This window comes from Geobacillus sp. B4113_201601 (genome assembly GCF_001587475.1).
GTDB classification, from domain to species: Bacteria; Bacillota; Bacilli; order Bacillales; family Anoxybacillaceae; genus Geobacillus; species Geobacillus icigianus.
On sequence record NZ_LQYX01000041.1, the window covers coordinates 69438 to 85930 of the forward strand.

Annotated in this window: 17 protein-coding genes and 1 other annotated feature; of the genes, 1 reads left to right on the plus strand and 16 read right to left on the minus strand. The window is 56.4% G+C overall.

Annotation, left to right across the window (positions count from 1 at the left end; genetic code table 11):
• Positions 1 to 194: 194 nt before the first annotated feature.
• The 16 genes from mltG to B4113_RS06645 form a co-directional block, all read right to left on the minus strand.
• The gene (gene mltG, locus B4113_RS06565; RefSeq protein ID WP_033018042.1) at positions 195 to 1286 is read right to left on the minus strand and encodes an endolytic transglycosylase MltG; all 1092 of its coding nucleotides are present in this window, start codon (positions 1284 to 1286) and stop codon (positions 195 to 197) included.
• Between the two features lie 106 nt (positions 1287 to 1392).
• A complete protein-coding gene (locus B4113_RS06570; RefSeq protein WP_033018044.1) occupies positions 1393 to 1689 on the minus strand; it encodes a DUF1292 domain-containing protein in 297 nt (98 codons plus the stop codon).
• A 17-nt stretch (positions 1690 to 1706) separates the two neighbouring features.
• Positions 1707 to 2123 carry a Holliday junction resolvase RuvX gene (ruvX, locus tag B4113_RS06575; protein ID WP_033018045.1) on the minus strand — a complete coding sequence of 139 codons (417 nt, stop codon included), beginning with the start codon at positions 2121 to 2123 and terminating at the stop codon, positions 1707 to 1709.
• Positions 2124 to 2126: 3 nt separating this feature from the next.
• A complete protein-coding gene (locus B4113_RS06580) occupies positions 2127 to 2393 on the minus strand; it encodes an IreB family regulatory phosphoprotein (RefSeq protein WP_033018096.1) in 267 nt (88 codons plus the stop codon).
• Positions 2394 to 2461: 68 nt separating this feature from the next.
• Positions 2462 to 5098 (minus strand): alanine--tRNA ligase, encoded by a 2637-nt coding sequence (gene alaS, locus B4113_RS06585; RefSeq protein ID WP_061912328.1) that lies wholly within the window; start codon positions 5096 to 5098, stop codon positions 2462 to 2464.
• 45 nt (positions 5099 to 5143) lie between these two features.
• Positions 5144 to 5369: a binding site (T-box leader), on the minus strand.
• 46 nt (positions 5370 to 5415) lie between these two features.
• Positions 5416 to 6477: an AI-2E family transporter gene (locus B4113_RS06595; RefSeq protein WP_061912330.1), complete on the minus strand. Its 1062-nt coding sequence runs from the start codon at positions 6475 to 6477 to the stop codon at positions 5416 to 5418.
• Between the two features lie 118 nt (positions 6478 to 6595).
• Complete coding sequence (locus B4113_RS18605) at positions 6596 to 6730, minus strand: YrzQ family protein (RefSeq protein WP_081897240.1); 135 nt, start codon at positions 6728 to 6730, stop codon at positions 6596 to 6598.
• Between the two features lie 11 nt (positions 6731 to 6741).
• Positions 6742 to 6933, minus strand: a complete 192-nt coding sequence (locus B4113_RS06600; RefSeq protein ID WP_033018049.1) for a hypothetical protein — start codon at positions 6931 to 6933, stop codon at positions 6742 to 6744.
• 15 nt (positions 6934 to 6948) lie between these two features.
• Positions 6949 to 7422, minus strand: a complete 474-nt coding sequence (locus B4113_RS06605) for a PRC-barrel domain-containing protein (protein ID WP_061912331.1) — start codon at positions 7420 to 7422, stop codon at positions 6949 to 6951.
• 25 nt (positions 7423 to 7447) lie between these two features.
• Positions 7448 to 9805, minus strand: coding sequence for an ATP-dependent RecD-like DNA helicase (locus B4113_RS06610; protein ID WP_061912332.1), 2358 nt, complete (start codon positions 9803 to 9805; stop codon positions 7448 to 7450).
• A gap of 16 nt (positions 9806 to 9821) precedes the next feature.
• On the minus strand, positions 9822 to 10484 hold the full coding sequence (locus B4113_RS06615) for a tetratricopeptide repeat protein (protein ID WP_033018053.1): 663 nt from the start codon (positions 10482 to 10484) through the stop codon (positions 9822 to 9824).
• 117 nt (positions 10485 to 10601) lie between these two features.
• A complete protein-coding gene (gene mnmA, locus B4113_RS06620; RefSeq protein ID WP_033018054.1) occupies positions 10602 to 11717 on the minus strand; it encodes a tRNA 2-thiouridine(34) synthase MnmA in 1116 nt (371 codons plus the stop codon).
• A gap of 16 nt (positions 11718 to 11733) precedes the next feature.
• Positions 11734 to 12876: a cysteine desulfurase family protein gene (locus tag B4113_RS06625; RefSeq protein ID WP_033018055.1), complete on the minus strand. Its 1143-nt coding sequence runs from the start codon at positions 12874 to 12876 to the stop codon at positions 11734 to 11736.
• A 192-nt stretch (positions 12877 to 13068) separates the two neighbouring features.
• The gene (gene cymR, locus B4113_RS06635) at positions 13069 to 13485 is read right to left on the minus strand and encodes a cysteine metabolism transcriptional regulator CymR (protein WP_033018058.1); all 417 of its coding nucleotides are present in this window, start codon (positions 13483 to 13485) and stop codon (positions 13069 to 13071) included.
• Positions 13486 to 13495: 10 nt separating this feature from the next.
• On the minus strand, positions 13496 to 14146 hold the full coding sequence (locus tag B4113_RS06640; RefSeq protein WP_033018059.1) for a YitT family protein: 651 nt from the start codon (positions 14144 to 14146) through the stop codon (positions 13496 to 13498).
• A gap of 64 nt (positions 14147 to 14210) precedes the next feature.
• Complete coding sequence (locus tag B4113_RS06645) at positions 14211 to 15506, minus strand: replication-associated recombination protein A (protein ID WP_033018061.1); 1296 nt, start codon at positions 15504 to 15506, stop codon at positions 14211 to 14213.
• 263 nt (positions 15507 to 15769) lie between these two features.
• Between B4113_RS06645 and B4113_RS06650 the strand changes: the two genes are divergently transcribed.
• A complete protein-coding gene (locus B4113_RS06650; RefSeq protein ID WP_033018063.1) occupies positions 15770 to 16420 on the plus strand; it encodes an RsfA family transcriptional regulator in 651 nt (216 codons plus the stop codon).
• Positions 16421 to 16493: the final 73 nt, after the last annotated feature.

Consider the following 16493-nt stretch of genomic DNA (forward strand, 5'->3'; position numbering starts at 1 on the left):
TGCTCCTTGCCATCAACAAGCGGAAAAGCGCCCGCCCCGGGCCAAGCGGCGGCCCGAGGTGCTGCGCCCATCCGTTCCAAATAAGAGCCGCTACCGGACCCTTATCGCTCCCTGTTCAACTTTCTTTATCTTACCATAACTCGGCGGAAAAGCGAAACCGTTTCGCCTAACCCGCCAGCAACTTCCGTTTTGCGCTATCGTTTCCCAATATGCTTCGCCTTTTCCCGGTTGTGCTCGGCCAGCGTTTTCGTGAAAATGACATCGCCTGTGGGGGTGGCTAAAAAATACAAATAATCGGTTTGCGCCGGCTCAAGCGCCGCTTCAATCGACATTGCGCCCGCGTTGGCGATCGGCCCTGGCGGCAGCCCTTTATGAAGGTACGTATTGTATGGCGAATCAACTTTTAAATCGTTGTAAAACACGCGCGCTTTATGTTTGCCAAGCGCGTATAAAACCGTCGGATCGGTTTGCAGCGGCATGCCTAGGCGCAGCCGATTGTAAAAGACGCTGGCGATTTTTTTGCGGTCGGCTTTTTCTGTCGCCTCCTCTTCGATCAGAGAGGAAAGCGTCAGCAGCTGGTGCGGCGACAGCTTCCGTTCCCCTCTTTCCTCTTCGTACGAAGCAAGCACCGCTGCCGTTTTGGCGACCATCGTTTCAATGATCTCAGAAAGCGGCGGTTTTTTGTCAGCGAATACATAGGTGGCTGGAAATAAATAACCTTCCAGCGGATAACGAACGTTCGGATGGAATACGTCTTTCGTTATGACACGCGGATACTTTTTCATTAACTGCTCGATGTACGCGCGGTCGTTCAGCTGCTTCATGACGTCTTCTTTTTTGTATCCCGTTCGCGCGGCGATGAGATCGGCAATCTGTACAAGCTGCGACCCTTCGGGGATCGTCAATTTCAAGCCGACTTTCAACGATTTCCCCGTTTGCAGCAGCGCTATGATGCGCGTCATCGGCATGGCCCGCGTCAGTTCGTACTCTCCGGCTTGAAACCCGGACTCGCGTTTCCAACGGACATAAAGCCGAAACACGCTAGCGCTTCGAATGAGCCGTTTTTGTTCGAGCCGCTCTGCGATTTCTGTCGCCGATGAACCGACAGGAATCGAGACATGAACCGGAGTGTGATCATGAGGATCGACCGGTTTGAGCGCCAAGCGAATATATAGAAAGCTGCCGGCACTGATCAACACAACCAGCGCCAGCAAAACGCTGCCTGCGATCAACATCCGTTTTCGCCCACGCCGCCCCTCGTTCCCTGTCCAATGCTTTTCCCCCATAGCGCACCTCCTTTCCCGTCCATCGGTCATATTATACTACAAGTTTTTGCATCTCTCGCCCTTTTTTCCGACAAAAAAGCGGCCGCCTTTAGGCAGCCGCTTCGGATCATTCCTCTTCATCTTCTTGTTCAGCACAAAACGTGTTCCACACTTCTTCGATCATATCCCACTCTTCTTCCGTTTCAATCGGAAGCAGTTCCCCTTCTTGATTTTCGTCAGCAGGGATAAACGCCGACACGTGCACTTCCGTTTCGCCGTTTTCATCTTCCGCTTCCTTGCTGACCGGATAGTAAAACACGTACGATTTCCCGAAATCGTCGGATTCAAACGTAAACAAAATTTCACAGAGCTGTTCGTTGCCTTGTTCGTCGACAACGGTAATATGGCGGTCTCCATGTTCCATTGTGATTGGCCTCCCCTTCATCGTTTCCTATCCAAGTACGATTGCAAAATGACAGCCGCCGCCATTTTGTCGATCACTTTCCGCCGTTTTTTCCGGCTCACATCGGCAGCGATCAGCATCCGTTCGGCGGCCATCGTCGACAGCCGTTCGTCCCAAAGCACGACCGGCAAAGAAAACTCCTCGCGCAGCTTGGCGGCGAACCGCTCGCTCGCTTCGGCGCGCGGTCCGAGCGTGCCGTTCATGTTTTTCGGCCAGCCGACAACGATCGCATCGACGCCATATTCGGCGATGATGGCGCGCAGCCGCTTTAAGCCGTAGTCGCCGCGCTCTTCGTCGATGGCGATCGTCTCCAAGGCTTGAGCCGTCCAGCCAAGCTCGTCGCTGATCGCCACGCCGAGCGTTTTCGTGCCGAGATCCAATCCTAACGTTCGCATCGGTCAGTCCTTTCGTTGCCCCTGTAAATAGAATTTCACCAATTCCTCGATTAATTCGTCGCGCTCGATTTTGCGGATGAGGGCGCGCGCGTCGTTATGGCGCGGGATGTAAGCCGGATCGCCGGACAACAAGTAGCCGACAATTTGGTTGATCGGGTTGTAGCCTTTTTCTTGCAAAGCCTCATACACCGTCAGCAGCACTTCGCGAACGTTCGTTTCAGCCGGCTCTTCCGGAAAATGAAACTGCATCGTTTGATCAAACGAGCTCACCGTCTCCACCTCGCTCTTGATTCGGGCCATTCCTCCATCTTACATCCATTGTACACGATCCGCGCCATTTAGGAAATGGATTTGACCCACGTTTCGACGTAATCAAGCGCTGCCCCGACTTTGTCCGCGTCCTTTCCTCCGGCCTGCGCCATATCCGGGCGTCCGCCACCCCCGCCGCCGCAGCGGGAAGCCACTTCTTTGACGAGCTTGCCGGCGTGATATCCTTTTTTCACTAAGTCATCGGTCACCGCAGCGATCAATTGGACTTTGCCGCCTTGCACCGCCGCCAACACGATGATTGCCGTGCCGAGTTTTTGCTTCAAATCGTCGGCCATCGCCCGCAATTGGTTCATGTCGTTCGCCTGCACTTTCGCCGCCAGCACCGGCACGCCGCCGACGTCTTTGACTTGGCGGGCGAGGTGCTCCGCTTCCATACGGGCAAGGCGAGCGGCAAGCGATTCGTTTTCGCGCTCGAGCTCTTTCAGTTCGGCAAACAGTCCGTCAAGACGGGCATTCAATTCTTTCGGGCTTGTTTTCAATTTTTGCGCCGCCTCTTGCAAAATGGCGAGCTGTTCGTTCATCAAACGGTACGCCGCCTCTCCGGTCACCGCTTCAATCCGGCGCGTGCCGGCGCCGATGCCGGATTCAGAGACGATTTTAAACAGCCCGATGGCCGCTGTATTCGGCACATGGCAGCCGCCGCACAGCTCGAGGCTGTAGTCGCCGACCTTGACGACGCGGACAATGTCGCCGTATTTTTCGCCAAACAGCGCCATCGCGCCCATCGCTTTCGCTTCCTCAAGCGGTTTATAGAAAATGTCAACTGGGGTACTCTTCCAAATTTGTTCATTGACGATCGCCTCGATGCGCTCGAGCTCGTCCGGCTTCACTTGGCCAAAATGGGTGAAGTCAAAGCGCAGCCGATCCGGAGCGACGAGCGACCCCGCTTGGTTGACATGGCGGCCGAGCACGTCTTTGAGCGCCTGATGGAGCAAATGGGTCGCCGTATGGTTTTTCACGATGCGCGCCCGCTTCGCCTCATCAACGCGCGCCGTATAGCGGGCTCCTTTTTTTACCGCGCCGCGCTCGACGACAATCGAGTGAAGGTGCTGGCCGTTCGGCGCTTTTTGCACATCTTTGACGACCGCTCTCCCGGTCTCGCTTTCAAATACGCCTTGGTCGGCGACTTGACCGCCGCTTTCGGCGTAAAACGGCGTCACATCGACGATGATCTGCGCCTCTTCACCGGCTTTCACTTTCTCGACAAGCCGTCCGTCTTTAACGATGGCGAGGACCGTCGACGAGGCAACAAGCTCATCGTAGCCGACAAACCGGCTTTCGTCTTTCAAATCGCCGAGCACGCCGCCTTGCACTTGCATCGAATCGACGTCTTGGCGAGCGGCGCGGGCCCGTTCGCGCTGGCGCTCCATCTCGCGCTCAAAACCGGCGTGATCGACCGTCATGCCTGCCTCGGCGGCGTACTCTTCCGTCAGCTCGAGCGGGAAGCCGTACGTATCATACAAGCGAAACGCCTCTTCCCCCGGAAGGACGGTGCTTCCTTGCGCTTTCGCCTTTTCGATCACTTCCGCCAAGATGGCGAGCCCCTCATGAAGCGTTTCGTGGAACCGCTCTTCTTCCGTGCGGATGACGCGAGCGATAAAATCGGCTTTTTCTTTCACTTCCGGATAGTAGTCGTGCATAATTTCGCCGACAACCGGCACGAGCTCGTACATAAACGGGCGGTCAATGCCGATTTGTTTCGCGTAGCGCACCGCGCGGCGGAGCAAGCGGCGCAATACATAGCCGCGCCCTTCGTTCGACGGCAGCGCCCCGTCGCCAATCGCAAACGTCACGGCGCGAATATGGTCGGCGATCACCTTAAAGGCGACGTCTTTGTCCGGATCGTCGCCATACCGCTCGCCGGCGATTCGTTCGGTAGCGCGGATGATCGGCAAGAACAAGTCGGTTTCAAAGTTCGTCGGCACGTCCTGCAAAATCGAGCACATCCGCTCCAACCCCATGCCGGTATCGATGTTTTTCTTCGGCAGCGGCGTGTACGTGCCGTCCGGGTTATGGTTGAACTGGGAAAACACTAAGTTCCATACTTCCAAATAGCGGTCGTTTTCCCCGCCCGGGTACAGCTCCGGATCGTTCGGATCGTTGCCGAACGCCTCGCCGCGGTCGTAAAAAATTTCCGTGTTCGGACCGCTCGGGCCTTCGCCGATGTCCCAGAAGTTTCCTTCGAGACGGATGATCCGTTCTTCCGGCAGTCCGATTTCGTTATGCCAAATGTTGTACGCTTCCTCGTCCTCCGGATGGACGGTGACGGACAGCCGTTCCGGATCAAAGCCAATCCACTTTTCGCTCGTTAAAAACTCCCACGCCCAGTGGATCGCTTCCCGCTTGAAGTAATCACCGATCGAAAAGTTGCCGAGCATTTCAAAAAACGTATGGTGGCGCGCCGTTTTCCCGACGTTTTCGATGTCGTTGGTGCGGATCGATTTTTGCGCATTGCAAATGCGCGGGTTTTCTGGAATGATGCGCCCGTCAAAGTATTTTTTCAACGTCGCGACGCCGCTGTTGATCCATAACAATGACGGATCGTCGACGGGAATGAGCGAAGCGCTCGGTTCAACCGCATGGCCTTTTTCTTGGAAAAACTGCAAAAACATGCGCCGCACTTCGGCAGATGTCAGCTGTTTCATGATCATCCTCCCCTTTCACCTTTATATAAAAAAACTCCCATCCCCTGCAGGGACGAGAGTTATGCTCGCGGTACCACCCTGTTTATGGGCAAAAAAACGCCCATCACCTCTTTGGCCGTAACGCAGCCTTGCGTCAGGTTTTGCCTGCGCTCCGGATTAGCCTTCTGTTGCCCTTCATCTGGAATTTCTTTCAGCCGCGGAAATTCCTCTCTGTGCGCGAGCCCGCGCGTTAAGATGGACTGCAACATACTCGATCCGTCATCGCGTTATGTATTCGCTTTTACATTGAAAAATTATAGACAAGCACCGCTCGTTTGTCAATGCAAGGCATAGCGCTCCTTCCAATGGATGATGGCCACTTTCAGCACCGCCGCCGTCGGAACGGCGAGGATGAGGCCGAGCACGCCGGCAAGCTCACCGCCGGCAAAGAGGGCAAGCATAATGACAAGCGGATGCATGTGTACGCTTTTGCCGACAATCAGCGGCGACAACACGTTGCCTTCTAAAAACTGTAAAGCGAAAATGATGGCCAGCACCACCAAGACCATTTTGAGCGATACAGTCGCCGCTAAAATGGCGGCCGGAATGGCGCCGATCAGCGGCCCGAAATACGGGATGATATTGGTCATCCCGATGATGAGCCCAAGCAAAAGTGGATAGTCCATGCCGGCAAGCCACAATCCGAGCGCCGCGGCCGAACCGATCGCCGCGCAGACAAAGAGCTGGCCGCGGATGTAACCGCCGAGCGACTCGTCAACGTCTTGTAAAAACGCCAGCCCCGGTTCGCGCCACCGCTTTGGCGTCAAATACCAAACGGCTTTTTTCAGCACCTCGACGTCCTTGAGCATGTAAAACACAATAAACGGGATCAGCACGAACGTCGCCGCCGAGCTGATCAGCGATTTCATGGCGCGAATCGCCATCTCGACCGCCGAGGCGGCCGCCCGCTCCAGCTCAGCGAGCATCGTTTCCACCCGCGTATGCACTTCCATCGGCCATGTCGATGTTTCATCGTGAATGTGGCGCACCCATTGGCGATATGTATTCATCAGCGAGGGCAGCTGTTCGTCCAACGCGCGCAGCTGAGCGATCAAAACCGGAATGCCGCGGTACAAGCCGTAGCCGACCGAGCCAAAAAACAGCAAATAAATGAGCAAAATGGCAAGCGCCCGCGGCACCCCTTTGCCATGAAGATATTCAACGAGCGGGTGCAGCAAATACGTGATAAACGCCGCCAGCAAAAACGGCGTCAACACCGTGGCGACAAAATCGATCACCGGCCACCAAACGCTTTTCATCCGGACGATTAAATAGACGATCACCGTCACCAACAGCCATTTGCCGATGCGGAAGAACGACTGCCATTGTTGCTCCCCCATCACCACACCTCCTACCGTTTAGTGTAGGGGATGCGGGCGGGAATATGCCTTTAGCGCTTTAGCACTATTTGACAATCACAAGGCACCGCCCCCGCGCAAGGCGAGGGCGGCAACGCCGTCAGCGGATCGCCTGCATCAAGCGGCGGCGCATTTTTCGCATCGTGCGCCCGTTCATCCAGTTGTTGCGCTGGGCCAACTGATACGCGGCGACACCTAACCCGACAGCCAACAGCGATGTCATCGTCCGGTTCATGACTGTCCCCCCTAAAGTTGAATCGTGCGCTCATAATCGTCGAACAAATCATCGAGAGAGCTTAACGTCCCGTCCTCCTCCACTTGATGGACATGGATGACTCCTTTCGAGACGGAAAGCTCGATGAAACAATCCCAGCAATAATATTGGTTGACGCCGATTTTTCCTAAATTTTTTCGTTTGCAGTTCGGGCAAATGAGCACCGACAGCCACTCTCCTTACTTTGTTGTGTCCACCATCACAACCCCTTCTTTCGCCGTGAACGGGGCAAGCTGCATTCGCTTCTTTCCTTCTGTCAAATCGGAAAAAAATCCCTCACTGATCTCGTATCCATCAATTCTGCCCCATTGCCCGTCGAAATATACGTCATCTAGCAATCCGATCGTCGTCCCGTCGGCGGCGACAACCATGTTGCCGGCGATGCCTCGTTCACCGTAAAGAGAGTGGCCGCTGTCAGAGGAAGGCAAGGGCTGGAAACTTCGCGCGTCGTCGATGAGCATTCGATCGTTTTGCAGCGCTCGCACGGCCGCAAGCGGCAAATAGCGGCGGCGGCCAAACAAGCCGCGCTGTTCGGCAACAAACCCTTGCACCGTGCCGTGGCTGGTAAACCAAACATCCGCGATCGTTCCGACGTTTTTCCCTGTCGCTTGTTCGTAAATGGGAAGACCTTTCATGTCGGAAAACGTTCGCATCGCTCTCCCACCTTTCCAGCCACCTTTAGCTTGACTCATCGCTCATAAAGTCATACGGCGTAACGTTTTCCATTCCGACGTTCGCATCCTCAAGCGGCAGTTCGACTTCGACAACCGGCGCCATCGCCGCCGTCAGTTTTTCCGCCAGCGCCGTCCGCCGCACCCCGTCGCTCTGCTTGGCGACGCCGGCCCGAAACGCTTCCTCTTCGCCGCATAAAATCAAAAATTGTTTGCTTCTCGTCACCGCCGTATACAGCAAGTTCCGCTTCAACATCCGATAGTAGCTTTTCACGACGGGCAAAATGACGATAGGGAATTCGCTTCCTTGCGCTTTATGCACAGAGCAGCAATACGCATGGGTGATTTGCGACAGCTCTTGCCGGGTGTAGGTCACTTCCACGCCGTCAAACGAGACAACGAGCAAGTCTTGCTTGTCGGTGTTCTCTTTCGCGTAAAAAATGGCAACGACTTCGCCGATATCGCCGTTAAACACGTTGTCTTCCGGCTGATTGACGAGCTGAAGCACCTTGTCGCCGACGCGGTACACCACCTCGCCGGCCGCCAGTTCCCGCTTCCCGGCGGATGGCGGATTGAAGAGCTCTTGAAGCGCTTTATTGAGCCGATCAATGCCGGCCGGGCCTCGGTACATCGGGGCGAGCACTTGAATATCTTTGACCGAAAAGCCTTTTTTTCGCGCATTGTCCGCGATTTGCCGGACGACATCCACGACTTGGCCGGCGCGGCAGCGAATGAACGAGCGATCCGCCTTTGGCGCGGTCAAATCGGGCGGCACGGCGCCGCGCTTTACCTCATGAGCGAGCTCGATGATCGACGATCCTTCCGCCTGACGGTACACGTCTGTCAGCCGCACCGAAGGAACGACACCGGACTCGAGCAAATCTTTCAGCACTTGGCCGGGCCCGACGGATGGCAGCTGGTCTTCATCGCCGACCAGCACGACTTGCATGCCGTTTGGCACCGCTTTGAACAGCTGATTAGCCAGCCATGTGTCGACCATCGACATTTCATCGATGACAAGCAGCTTGCCGGCAAGCGGTTCATGTTCATCGCGGCTGAACCCTTCCACTCCGTTCCAACCGAGCAGCCGATGAATCGTCGCCGCCGGCAGGCCGGTCGCCTCGCTCATCCGCTTGGCCGCCCGTCCGGTCGGGGCGGCGAGCACGACCGGGAACGGCTCACCTTGTTGGTAGCGGGCCGGATCTAACGATAAGCCGTTAAGAGCGGCGAACAGCTCGACAATCCCTTTGATGACCGTTGTTTTTCCCGTGCCCGGACCGCCGGTTAAAATGAACAACGGGGAGGAAAGCGCCCGCTGAATCGCCTCTTTTTGCTGGGGCGCGTACTGCATGCCAAGCCGCTCTTCAAGCGCCCCGAGCGCCAGCAAAAACTCCGATTCCGCAAACGGCGCCGCCGTTTGCCGGAGCAGCCGCTTGACGTTGGAAACGATGCCTTTTTCGGCAAAGTAAAGCGACGGGAGATAACAACGGCCTTGCTCAACGACCAGTTTTCCTTCTTCACTCAACATCAGCAGCGTCCGTTGAATGGCTTGTCCGTCGACCGCCCCGCTCGGCCGGCCATCCAGCAGTTCAGCAATGCGGCCGACCAGCTCTTCCTCGGCCATGTACACATGCCCTTCCTGCAGGCAAACTTGCTCGAGGACAAACAAGGAAGCGGCGCGCAGCCGAGCCGGGTGGCTTCCGGAAATGCCGAGCTGCCGCCCAAGCTCATCGGCGCGACCGAACCCGATCCCTTCAATGTCTTCGACGAGCTGATACGGATTGGCTTGGATGATTTCGATCGCTTCCTCGCCGTACGCTTGGTAAATTTTCATGGCCAGCTGGGGGCCGAAGCCGAGCTGAGCAAGGGTGATCATCGTCTGCTCAAGCCCTTCGTGGGCGCGGAGCGTTTCGTACAGCTGCTTGGCCTTTTGTTTGGACAGTTTCGGAATGCGCTCGAGCGCCGCTGGATCGCGCAAAATCACGGCAATCGCCTGCTCGCCGAGCGCTTCGGCGATAGCCGCAGCCGTTTTTTTGCCGATCCCTTTAAACAAGCCGCTTGATAAATACTGAATGATTCCTTCTTTCGTGTTGGGAAGCTGTTTGCGGAACTGGCTCGCCGCATACTGGCGGCCAAAGCGCGGATGATGGCGGAATTGACCATAAAACACATAAACGTCTCCCTCGCTGATCCGCGGGAAATGGCCGGTGACGATCACTTCCTCTTCAACCGGCGCTTCGTTCGTTTCCTCAACGCGAATGCGGACAACGGTGTAAAGCGTTTCTTCGTTATGGAAAATGACGGATATGCACGTTCCTTTAATAAAGGTGCACCCCTCAATGGCCAGCGTTTGCTGCTCTTGCAACAGCGATCCCCTGCCTTTACGGCGAAAGCCGCTTTTCCATCATTTTCTTTCCATACCCCGCCAGCACGTGGTCTGGCTTCGCCTCCAACGCGGCGGCGAACCAATCGCGGGCGGCAGCCGGCTCGTCCTTGTTCGCATAAATGACCCCTAAATTGTAGCAGGCGTCGGCATGGTGCGGCTTTAGCGCCAACGTTTTTTCAAAGCAACGCTTCGCCTCGTCAACATAGTCGAGCGCCGCCAAACAAAGGCCGAGCTGAAAGAACGCTTCGGCATCCCCTTCGTTCAATTCGGCGGCCCGCTGCAAATACGGAAGAGCGAGCCGCGGCATCTCGAGCCGCCATAGCGACATGCCGAGCATAAAATGCGTGTCGGCGTCATCGAGCCCCAGCCCGAGGGCCCGTTCAAACATGTCTTTCGCCTCGGCAAACCGCCCGCGCTGATAGTGGAGCGTGCCGATGCCATAGTAAGCGGCCGCGGCCCGTTCATCGCGACAAAGCGCCTGCTGGAAGAAAGCGAGCGCTTTCTCCTCTTCGCCGGCGGCGGCCAGCACGGTGCCGACGTTGATGTAGCCGGTCGGGTCGTCCGGGCGATCGTCCACCGCTTTGGAAAAGCAGCGGAGCGCTTCTTCGTACTCCCCGGCGCGCAAATGCGCAAGCCCTTGTTCATTCCAATCCGCCACCGCTCATCCCTCCTGACTATAGTTTAGCACATACGTTCGTTTTTTTCGAGCAATTGCAAAAACACCCCAACCCCAAGCCGGGTTAGGGCTTTCACCGCCGGTGCGGCAGCTTAGCGGTCAGCCGACATACCAAAGCTTTTCACCGTTGCGGAACACTTCATCGATCGTGCCGCCGCCAAGGCACTCCTCGCCGTTGTAGAACACGACCGCCTGCCCCGGCGTCACCGCCCGCGCCGGCGCATCAAACACGACTTCCGCCTTGCCGTCTGAAAGCGGGTGAACCGTCACGCCGACATCGGGCTGACGATAGCGGAACTTCGCCGTGCAGCGGAACGGCGCTTCCGGCTTGCGGTCAGACACCCAGTTGACATCGACCGCTTTTAGCGAGGTCGAATACAAATAGTCGTTTTCAAATCCTTGGGCGACATACAGCACGTTTTCGCGCACATTTTTGCCGACGACAAACCACGGTTCGCCGCTGCCGCCAATACCAAGGCCGTGGCGCTGGCCGATCGTGTAATACATCACCCCGTCATGCCGCCCTTTCACTTCGCCGTCGAGCGTTTTCATCACTCCCGGCTGGGCCGGCAAATAATGGCTCAAAAATTCTTTGAAATCACGTTCGCCGATAAAACAAATGCCGGTGCTGTCTTTTTTCCCAGCGGTAGCCAGCCCGGCTTCTTTCGCGATCCGGCGCACGTCCGCTTTGTGCAAGTGGCCGATCGGAAACATCACGTTTGACAGTTGGGCTTGGCCGAGCTGGTTCAAAAAATACGTTTGGTCTTTGTTCGGGTCAGCTCCACGGAGCATTTTATATTCGCCATCGCGAAACTCGACGCGGGCGTAATGGCCGGTGGCGACGTAATCGGCGCCGATCGACATGGCGTGTTCCAAAAACGCTTTGAATTTAATCTCCTTATTGCACATCACATCCGGGTTCGGGGTGCGCCCCGCTTTGTATTCGTTCAAAAAATACGTAAACACTTTGTCCCAATATTGCTTTTCAAAGTTGACTGCATAGTACGGGATGCCGATTTGGTTGCAGACGCGCACAACGTCTTCGTAATCCTCAGTCGCCGTGCAAACGCCGTTTTCATCGGTGTCATCCCAGTTTTTCATAAAAATGCCGATCACATCATATCCTTGTTCTTTTAATAATAGCGCGGCGACTGACGAGTCGACCCCGCCGGACATGCCGACGACAACGCGCGTTTCATGCGGCGCTTTGTTCATGCGCTTCACCCCCTCTTCAGCGTTTTGTGAGCCGCTTCACAATTTTCACCGTTTCTTCCGCCGCCCGCTCAATTTGCTCCGTTGTATTGCCGAGTCCGAAGCTAAAACGCACGGACGAGCGGATGCGCTCCGACTCGTTTCCGCACATGGCAACAAGCACGTGGGACGGATCGATCGACCCCGCCGTGCACGCTGACCCGCTGGACGCGGCGATGCCCGCCAAATCCAAATTGACGAGCAGCGATTCGACGTTCGTTCCCGGGAAAGCAACATTGAAAATATGCGGCAGGCCGTCTTCGCTGCCGTTGACGATGAAATCAAGGCCGGAGGAACGAAAAATCGTCAACATCGCTTCGCGCCAAGCCGCGTATTGCTTCCGCTTCTCTTCCCTCGTCCGCTCGGCGATTTCCACCGCCCGTGCCAAGCCGATAATGCCCGGGACGTTCTCTGTGCCGGCGCGCCGTTTCCGCTCCTGCTCGCCGCCGAAAAGAAGCGGTGTGATGCGGACCGTCCCGCGAACATACAAGGCGCCGCTGCCTTTCGGACCGTTGATTTTATGGCTCGAAAGCGACAACAAATCGATGCCGTACTCATTCACATCGATCGGGATCAGCCCGTACGCCTGCACGGCATCGGTATGAAAATACGCCGGGTGGTCGCGAAGCAGGGCGCCGATTTCACGGATCGGCTGAATCGTGCCGACTTCGTTGTTGGCGAACATGATCGAAACGAGAATCGTGTCATCACGGAGCGCGGCTTTCACGTCCTCGACCGACACGCGCCCGTGTTCATCGACCGGCAAGTACGTCACATCGAATCCTTGCTTTTGTAAATGTTCGCAAGCGCGCAAAACAGCGTGATGCTCAATAGCGGTCGTAATGAGATGGCGGCCTCGCTCACGGTTGGCCATCGCCGTTCCGATGAGCGCAAAGTTATCCGCTTCCGTCCCGCCGCTTGTAAACACGATTTCCGTCTCTTTCGCCCCGAGGCTGCGGGCGATGGCTGATCTCGCTTCGTCCAACGCCCGGCGGCTCTGCCGGCCAAAATAATGGATGCTTGACGGATTGCCGAACTGTTCGGTCATCGACTGAATCATGCCAGCCGCCACATCTGGATGAATGGGAGACGTCGCGGCATGATCCAAGTAAATCCGTTCCAACGGTCATTCTCCTTTCTTGTCGCCCGAACCTCTTCCGCCCACAGCGGCCGTCCCTTGCCCGAGCGGATTCCGCCCGTTGGGGGAACCGCCCGCTGCGGCAAACGGCGAGGCTTGGCCATGAAGGTGTAAATAGTAAAAACACGTCCATGTCATCCGCTCGTGGTTGATGACATGCGACCGCTTGATCAATGGTTAAATATAAAACATGTATGCCCCTTCATCCCCATCGCTATACTCCGCTAAATCTTCAAGCGTCGTGCTGTCGAGCACTTCCTCGACCGCATCGCGGATGCGGATCCACAGCTCGCGCTTCGCCGGCTCCTCCTCTTCGAGTTCCTCGACCGGGGTGAGCGGGCCCTCAAGCACGCGCAAAATATCACCGGCCGTAATTTTGGCCGGATGCTCGGCCAATACGTAACCGCCGTACGCCCCGCGGATGCTTTTGACAAGCCCGGCGTTGCGCAACGGCGTCACTAGTTGCTCCAAGTAGTGCTCGGACAAATTGTTCGCCTTGGCGATCGAGCGGAGCGAAATCGGACGGTCGCCGTACTTTTTCGCCAGTTCAATCATAATCGTCAATCCGTAACGGCCTTTGGTTGAAATCTTCATCATATCCCCCCTAACGACTTAACCCTTGCGCCCGAACGTTGGCGGCTCCCAACAAGCGGTCGGCCATTTTCCGGCATTGCGGCAGCGCCAAACCGGCGACCGAACCGATTGTGACGCAAAAAAGAAACGTGCCAAACGACACCGGACCGCCAAGCAGCCAGCCGACAAGCAACACGAGCGCTTCCATCATCACGCGAATGTATGCCACGTTCCATCCGGTCAACTCGGTCAAGGCGAGCATCAAACTGTCGCGCGGACCGGCGCCGACGTCGGCGGAAATATATAGCCCCATGCCGTAGCCGGACACGACGATGCCGACTAGCAGCATCGCATATTGTTCAAGCAGTTGTGGCGGCGTTTTCAGCGGTGGGATCATCATCCACACGTCAATCAAAACGCCGACAGTGATCATATTGAGGAAGGCGCCAAGCTGCGGTCTCCGCTTGACAAGCAGCGCCGAAGCCGCAAGCACCACCATCCCAACGATGATCGACCACGTCCCGACCGTCAGGCCAAATGTTCGCTCTAAACCAATATGAAGGACATCCCATGGCGCACAGCCAACATCGGCTTTCATCGTCAGCACAATGCCGAATGACATGACGAGCAAACCGGCAAAATAAATGCTCCATCGCAGCCATGGGACCGAAGGATGGACCATCGCACATGCGCCTCCCTATCCAGTCAATCGCCGGTGTTATTATACCATAAATGACGCGCTCCGTTCACGGCCCAATCGCGCTTTCCCGCTTCAATTGCTCCAGTCGCCGGTACACTTTCGCATAATGTTTCTCGTCGCCGTGCTCTTTCGGCTCATAATAGCGGACGCCGGCAAGCGTTGCCGGCAAATACGATTGCGCCACCCAACCGTTCGGGTAATCATGCGGATATAAATAGCCTTGGCCATGTCCGAGCACGGCTGCCCCTTGATAATGGGCGTCTTTTAAATGGTCGGGAATCTCGCCAACCTTTCCGGCGCGCACGTCGGCGAGCGCCGCGTCCAACGCCTTGTAGGCGCTGTTGGATTTCGGGCTTAGGCAAAGCTCGATCGTCACGGTCGCGAGCGGAATGCGCGCCTCCGGCAGTCCGATCCGCTCCGCCGCCGCCACAGCTGCCTGCACTTTCACCCCCATCAACGGGTTCGCAAGCCCGATGTCTTCATAGGCGATGACGAGCAGCCGGCGACAGACCGCGGCCAAATCCCCGCCTTCGAGCAGGCGCGCTAAATAATGGAGAGCAGCGTCCACATCGCTGCCGCGCACGCTTTTTTGGAATGCCGACAACAGCGAATAGTAATGGTCGCCGTATTTGTCATGAGTGAAGCCGCGATTGGCCGTGCACGAAGCAACGATCGCCTCATCCACATACAAACCGTCATCGCGTTCATCGGCCGCCGCCACGGCCGCTTCAAGAAGCGAAAGCGCCGCGCGCGCATCGCCGCCCGCGGCTTCCGCAATTCGCCATAACAGCGCCTCATCGATCTTGACGGGCTGCGCTCCGAGCCCGCGCACCGAATCGGTAAGCGCCCGCTTTAAAACGATAAGCAAGTCGGCCGGCTCAAGCCGCTTTAATCGCTGAATTTGTCCGCACCGGCTACGGATCGCCGGATTCACCTCGTGAAACGGGTTTTCGGTCGTCGCCCCGATTAACGTGATCAGCCCGGATTCAAGGTGTGGAAGCAGCACATCCTGCTGCGCCTTGTTCAAACGGTGAATTTCATCGATAAACAAAACGACATTGCCGGACCAGCGCGCCGCTTCGGCCGCCTCTTCAATCTCCTTTTTCCCGGCTGAGGTCGCGTTGATGGCGACCAGCTCCCGCCCAGCCGTGCGAGCGATGGCGTAGGCGAGCGAGGTTTTTCCCGTCCCGGGTTCCCCATACAACAATAGCGAAGGAACATATCCTTTTTTTACCATTTTGTACAACGGCGTCTCCGGCCCAATCACATGCGCTTGTCCGACGATGTCGTCGATCGTGCGCGGTCGCATCCGCAGCGCGAGTGGCTCTGACCTGTTCCGCATGTCGTTCCCCTCCTCGTTTCATTGTACAGCGCCGGTCCACCCGAATACAACCGTGCGGTGTCAAAAGGCGGACCGCTACGGTTCAAACTAAGTTTTGATTGAGTGCTGACCTTGATTGATTGATTGAGGTCGAAAGGCGGAACCGCTAGTTTCTCTTTTGTTTGGCATCGCCCATTGTCCCCGTGCCAAAGGGAGAAGTTTAAAGTGAAACAAGAACGGAAAAACTAGGATCATATCAACATTACATTTGTGGGGTGGACAGCATGAAAACGAGACAAGATGCATGGTCGCATGAAGAAGACGTGCTATTGGCCGAAACGGTGCTTCAATACATACGGGAGGGAAAAACACAACTCGCGGCCTTTGCAGACGTCGGAAAAAAGTTGCACCGAACTGCGGCGGCATGCGGCTTCCGCTGGAATGCCGAGGTGCGGAAACGACATCTCGAGGCCATCGAACAGGCGAAGAAGCAACGAAAAGAGCGAAAACGGGCGTTGGAAATGATGAAAAAATGGCAGAAGGAACAAGATCCGTTCCCGTTTCCTTCCGCAGGCAGCAGCCAAGAGGCGGAAGGGTCATCCCCCTTTCTCCCGGCTGCCCCTCTGACGCTCGATCAGTGCATTTCTTTTTTGCAGGCGCTGCGACACGATGCCAAACAGCTTGAAACGGCGGAGCAGGAAAACGAACGGCTGAAGCGGGAGCACGCCGAATGGCGGGCGCGCAATGAGCAGCTGGCGCAAAAAATTGAACGCCTTGAAGCACGACAAACGACGGTTCAAGAAGATTACGAGGCGCTTGTCAAAATTATGGCCCGCGCTCGCCAACTCGCCGCCGAAGAAGGCGATCGCCTTCCGTTCGCGCAATGGCTTTTGGCCGAAGCGAGAGAACAAAACGAACGAGCCGCCCATTCGTAACTAGCCAAAGAGGGTGTCCCAAAAGGATCGGGACACCCTCTTTCATCGCTATATAAGCCCCAACTGCTTCTGC